Below are 6,110 nucleotides of genomic sequence, written 5' to 3'. Positions count from 1 at the left end.
GGGGCCAAGGAAACCGACTTCCGCGTCGAGGCCGTTACGAGCCGGATCGCGCACATCGCGGTGTTCGATGCGCTGCACGCCGCGGTGTTTCTCAAGACGATGCGACGAGCGGGTGACGCCCAGCGCCTAACCGCGGAAGCCCTGACGCCGCACCGCATCTAGGCGCCGCTAGACCCGAGCGGGCTGCTTGTTCTCTTCGATCGGGCCCAGCCGCCACGGGCCGCCGCCGAGCAGTTCGAGTTCCTGGTCGTGATGCTGCTCGACGGTGGGCCGGTGACTGACGCTGACGACGACGCAGTCCGGCAGCTCGGAGCGCAGCAGTTGGTAGAGCGCGAATTCCAGGCCCTCGTCCAGCGCGGAGGTGGCTTCGTCGAGGAAGACCGCCTTCGGCTTGGTGAGCAGGATGCGCGCGAAGGCGACACGCTGCTGCTCGCCGGGGGACAGCACCCTGACCCAGTCCTGCTCTTCGTCCAGCCGGCCGATCAACGGCGCCAGGGCGACCTTGTCGAGCACTTCGCGCAGCTCGTCGTCGGCGATGGCGTCCGGGGAGTTCGGGTAGGACACCACGGTCCGCAGGCTGCCCAGCGGCACATACGGCAACTGCGACAAGAACATCGTCGCGTTGTCGCCGTCGGGACGGCACAACGTCCCGGAGGCATATGGCCACAATTCGGCCAGGCTGCGCAGCAGCGTGGTCTTGCCCGCACCCGAGCGTCCGGTGATCACCAGCGAATCCCCTTCGGCGAGTTGAACATCCAGCGGGTCGATCAGCCGGTCGCCGGCCGGTGTGCGCACCTCGACGTCACGAAGTTCGACCGCTGACTCCTCGCTCGCCTTGACCAGCATGGTCGGCAGCGCGCGGCCCCGCGTGTTGGCGTCGACCAGCCCGTGCAATCGGAGGATGGCCGCCCGGAAGGCCGCGAACGCGTCATAGTTGTTGCGGAAGAACGACAGTGAATCGTGGATGTTGCCGAATGCGGTCGCACTCTGGCCGACGTCACCGAAGTCAATCTGTCCGTTGAACAGGCGTGGCGCCTGAATCACCCACGGCAGCGGCACAATTGCCTGCGACACCGACCAGTTCCAGCCGTTGAAGATGATGGTTCGGCGCACGAACTTGCGGTAGTTGTCGATGATCGGGGTGAAGCGCCGCCACAGTTGTGCACGTTCGACCCGCTCGCCGCGGTAGAAGCCCACCGCCTCGGCGGCGTCCCGCAACCGCACCAGGGCATAGCGGAACGCGGCGTTGAGTTTCTCGTTGTTGAAGCTGAGCCAGATCAGCGGGTGACCCAGCCAGACCGCGACCAGGGTGGCGATCAGCACGTAGACCAGAACCGTCCAGAACATCGCGCGCGGCAGGTTAACGCCGAAGACGTCCAGATTTCCGGACAGATTCCACAGGATCGCGGCGAAGGAGATGACCGAGGCCACCGCGTTGACCGCGCCGAAGAGCAGGGTGCTGCCCGTCCCGTTGGACGGGACGTTCGGGGTGGCGCCCGCATTGGCGGTGAAGATGTCGACGTCCTGCTGGATACGCTGGTCGGGGTTGTCAATCGTGTTGTCGATGAACAGATCCCGGTAGTACGCGCGGCCGGCGAGCCAGTCGTCGGTGAGGTGCGCGGTCAGCCACATACGCCAGGCGATGATGAATCGCTGCGTCAAATAGATGTCCACCATGAACCGAACGACGTACAGGGTAGCCAGCACGCTGAAGATCAGGATCGACATCCAGAAGCCGTGAATCCCGGACTCTTTGACCCGAGCGTCATTGGCCGCGATGCCCTGCACCGCCTTCTGTACCCCCGTGTACAAGTCGTTGCCCTGATAGCTGAGCAATACCGTCAGCCGCACTGACAAGAGCACCGAGAGCAACAGCACCCCGAGCATCAGCCACACCCGGATGCTGCTGGGTCCGACGAAGTAGCCCCTGGTGATGCGCCAGAACTGCCGCCCCCACGGCGTGAGATACCGGAACGCAACCAGCACGCCGAACAGCACGACGGCGGCGACCACCCACGCGATCGCGACCCATCGCAGGGATTCCATGGGTGCCGCCGACCAGTCGATCGACGGCTTGAACAGCTTCGGGCCCATGGTCGACGTCTCCTTACGATCGATCGCTTCCCAACTTCAAATCCTTGGGCGAAGGTACCCGAAGGATCTGGATAGGCTGCGGTTATGACTACCGGCGCCGTCCCCACACAAACATTGCACGCGGGCCGACTCGTCGCCCGGCGACTGCGGGCGAGCGGTGTCGACACCGTCTTCACGCTGTCCGGCGGCCACCTGTTCTCCGTGTACGACGGCTGCCGTGACGAGGACATTCGGCTGATCGACACCCGCCACGAGCAGACCGCCACCTTCGCCGCCGAGGGCTGGTCGAAGGTGACGCGGGTTCCCGGTGTTGCCGCACTCACCGCGGGGCCGGGCGTCACCAACGGGATGAGTGCAATGGCGGCGGCGCAGCAAAACCAGTCGCCGCTGGTGGTGCTGGGCGGCCGGGCACCCGCGCTGCGGTGGGGCATGGGCTCGTTGCAGGAGATCGACCACGTGCCGTTCGTGGCGCCGCTGGCCCGCTTCGCCGCCACCGCGCAGTCGCCTGACGACGCCGGCCGGCTTGTCGACGAAGCGTTGCGAGCGGCCGTCGGCGCCCCGTCGGGTGTCGGCTTCGTCGATTTCCCAATGGACCACGTGTTTTCCACGTCCGACGATGACGGCCGACCGGGCGCGCTCGTCGACCTGCCCCAGGGGCCCGCACCCGACGGCGACGCGCTGGGCCGCGCCGCCGCGCTGCTGTCCGTGGCGAAGCGGCCGGTGATCATGGCGGGCACCAACGTCTGGTGGGGCCGCGGGGAGGCGGCCCTGCTGCGCCTTGCCGAGGAACTGCAGATCCCGGTGCTGATGAACGGGATGGCCCGCGGCGCGGTGCCCGCCGACCATCCGTTGGCGTTCTCCCGAGCTCGCGGAAAAGCGTTGGGGGAGGCCGACGTTGCGCTCATCGTTGGCGTGCCGATGGATTTCCGGCTCGGCTTCGGCGCGGTGTTCGGGGCGCAGACCCAGCTCATCGTGGTGGACCGGGTCGAGCCTGAACGCCGCCATCCGCGGCCGGTGCAGGCCGAGCTCTACGGCGACCTGTTGACCATCCTCGCGGCGCTGGCCCCCGCCACCGGGACGGACCACCGCGACTGGATCGGCGAATTGCGAACCGCCGAGATCGCCTCGCGCGCCAAGGAGAAGGCCGAGCTGGCCGACGACCGCGTGCCGCTGCACCCGATGCGGGTGTACGCGGAGCTGGCGCCACTGCTGGACCGAGACGCCATCGTCGTCATCGACGCCGGCGACTTCGGGTCCTACGCCGGCCGAGTGATCGACAGCTACCAGCCCGGCTGCTGGCTGGACAGCGGCCCCTTCGGCTGCCTGGGTTCGGGACCCGGGTACGCGCTGGCCGCCAAACTGGCCCGGCCGGACCGGCAGGTCGTGTTGCTGCAGGGCGACGGCGCGTTCGGCTTCAGCGGCATGGAATGGGACACGCTGGTCCGCCATCAGGTGCCGGTCGTGTCGGTGATCGGTAACAACGGGATCTGGGGGCTGGAAAAGCACCCCATGGAAGCGCTGTACGGCTATTCCGTGGTGGCGGAGTTGCGCCCGGGGACCCGCTACGACGAGGTGGTGCGCGCCCTGGGCGGCCATGGCGAGCTGGTATCCACACCCGCCGAACTGCGGCCCGCGCTGGAGCGCTCCTTTGCCAGCGGCCTGCCGTCCGTCGTCAACGTGCTCACCGATCCGACTATCGCCTATCCGCGGCGCTCCAACCTCGCCTGAGGTTGCCCGCGTACCGTTGACCTGTGCCAAAGACCACCCGCGCTCAACCGGGCCGCCTCAGCAGCCGATTCTGGCGACTGCTCGGCGCCAGCACCGAAAAGAACCGCAGCCGCTCGTTGTCCCAGGTGACCGACGCGTCGAACTACGACGAGGAAGCCGCCGGCCTCACCGACGAGCAGCTGCGTAAAGCGGCGGGTCTGCTCAAACTCGACGACCTCGCGGAGTCCGAGGACATCCCGCAGTTCCTCGCGATCGCCCGGGAGGCGGCGGAGCGGGCGACCGGCCTGCGCCCCTTCGACGTGCAGCTCCTCGGGGCGTTGCGCATGCTCGCCGGCGACGTGATCGAGATGGCCACCGGTGAGGGCAAGACGCTGGCCGGCGCGATCGCGGCGGCCGGGTACGCCCTGGCCGGGCGGCACGTGCACGTGGTGACCATCAACGACTACCTCGCCCGTCGCGACGCGGAGTGGATGGGCCCGCTGCTGGAGGCCATCGGCCTCAGCGTCGGCTGGATCACGGCCGAATCGACCAGCAAGGACCGCCGCGCCGCGTACGCCTGCGACGTCACCTACGCCTCGGTCAACGAGATCGGCTTCGACGTGCTGCGCGATCAGCTGGTGACCGACGTCGACGACCTGGTCTCGCCGAATCCGGACGTTGCGCTGATCGACGAGGCCGACTCGGTGCTGGTCGACGAGGCGCTGGTGCCGCTGGTGCTGGCGGGCACCACCCATCGGGAGACGCCGCGGCTGGAAATCATCAAGCTGGTCGGCGAGCTGTCCGCCGAGACCGATTTCGACACCGACTCCGACAGTCGCAACGTGCACCTGACCGATGTCGGGGCGCGCAAGGTCGAGAAGGCGCTCGGCGGCATCGACCTCTACTCCGAGGAGCATGTCGGCACCACCCTGACCGAGGTCAACGTCGCCCTGCATGCGCACGTGCTGCTGCAGCGCGACATCCACTACATCGTCCGCGACGACGCGGTGCACCTGATCAACGCCGCGCGGGGCCGCATCGCGCAGTTGCAGCGCTGGCCCGACGGCCTGCAAGCCGCCGTCGAGGCCAAGGAAGGCATCGAGACCACCGAAACCGGTGAAGTGCTCGACACCATCACCGTGCAGGCGCTGATCAACCGATACGCGACCGTGTGCGGTATGACCGGCACCGCGCTGGCCGCCGGGGAACAGCTGCGCCAGTTCTACAAGCTCGGCGTGTCACCGATCCCGCCGAATGAGCCCAACATTCGCGAGGACGAGTCCGACCGGGTTTACATCACCGCCGCCGCCAAGAACGACGCGATCATCGCTCACATCGCCGAGGTGCACGAGACCGGGCAGCCGGTCCTGGTCGGCACCCGCGATGTGGCCGAGTCCGAGGAGATCCACGAACGGCTGCTGCGCCGCGGCGTACCCGCGGTGGTGCTCAACGCCAAGAACGACGCGGAGGAAGCGCAGGTCATCGCCGAGGCGGGCAAGTACGGCGTGGTCTCGGTGTCGACGCAGATGGCCGGGCGCGGCACCGACATTCGGCTCGGCGGCTCCGACGAAGCCGACCACGACCGCGTCGCCGAACTCGGCGGGCTGCACGTCGTCGGCACCGGCCGTCACCACACCGAGCGGCTGGACAACCAGTTGCGCGGGCGCGCCGGACGCCAGGGCGACCCGGGGTCGTCGGTCTACTTCTCCAGCTGGGAAGACGACGTCGTGGCGGCCAACCTCGACCACAACAAGCTGCCCACCCAGACCGACGAGGACGGCCGGATCGTCAGCCCGAAGGCGGCCGGGCTGCTCGACCACGCCCAGCGTGTCGCCGAGGGCCGGATGCTCGACGTGCACGCCAACACCTGGCGCTACAACCAGCTGATCGCCCAGCAGCGCGCCATCATCGTCGACCGGCGGAACACGTTGCTGCGCACCGCCACCGCGCGCGAGGAACTCGCCGAGCTGGCACCCAAGCGGTACAAGGAGCTGTCCGAGGATCTCTCGGAGGACCGCCTCGAGAAGACGTGCCGGCTGATCATGCTCTATCACCTCGATCGCGGCTGGGCCGATCACCTCGCGTATCTGGCCGACATCCGCGAGAGCATCCACCTGCGTGCGCTGGGCCGGCAGAACCCGCTCGACGAGTTCCACAGGTTAGCCGTCGACGCGTTCGCCTCGCTGGCCGCCGACGCGATCGAGGCCGCGCAGCAGACGTTCGAGACGGCGAATGTCCTCGAGGAGGAGCCGGGCCTGGACCTGTCCAAGCTGGCCCGGCCGACGTCGACGTGGACCTACATGGTCAAC

General features: G+C 68.0%; 3 protein-coding genes. 2 read left to right on the top strand and 1 reads right to left on the bottom strand.

Going from position 1 to position 6,110, the window contains the following annotated elements; all coding sequences use genetic code 11:
• Positions 1-168: 168 nt before the first annotated feature.
• Positions 169-2,094, bottom strand: a complete 1,926-nt coding sequence (locus tag JOZ00_RS24440; protein ID WP_293349304.1) for an ABC transporter ATP-binding protein/permease — start codon at positions 2,092-2,094, stop codon at positions 169-171.
• A gap of 84 nt (positions 2,095-2,178) precedes the next feature.
• Here JOZ00_RS24440 and JOZ00_RS24435 point away from each other — a divergent pair, with 84 nt between their 5' ends.
• Together JOZ00_RS24435 and secA2 are read left to right on the top strand one after the other, a co-directional pair.
• Complete coding sequence (locus JOZ00_RS24435; protein ID WP_293349302.1) at positions 2,179-3,822, top strand: acetolactate synthase; 1,644 nt, start codon at positions 2,179-2,181, stop codon at positions 3,820-3,822.
• 23 nt (positions 3,823-3,845) lie between these two features.
• Positions 3,846-6,110 (top strand): accessory Sec system translocase SecA2 (gene secA2, locus JOZ00_RS24430; RefSeq protein ID WP_293349300.1); only part of this gene is annotated, 2,265 nt, incomplete at its 3' end.

This window comes from Mycobacterium sp., from assembly GCF_019243155.1.
In the GTDB taxonomy this organism is placed as follows: Bacteria; Actinomycetota; Actinomycetes; order Mycobacteriales; family Mycobacteriaceae; genus Mycobacterium.
This window is presented reverse-complemented; position numbering and strand designations above follow the sequence as displayed.

Excerpts from the sequence above, each read along its gene's own strand:
- JOZ00_RS24440 (WP_293349304.1), bottom strand. The coding sequence starts at position 2,094 with ATGGGCCCGAAGCTGTTCAAGCCGTCGATCGACTGGTCGGCGGCACCC.
- JOZ00_RS24435 (WP_293349302.1), top strand. The coding sequence starts at position 2,179 with ATGACTACCGGCGCCGTCCCCACACAAACATTGCACGCGGGCCGACTC.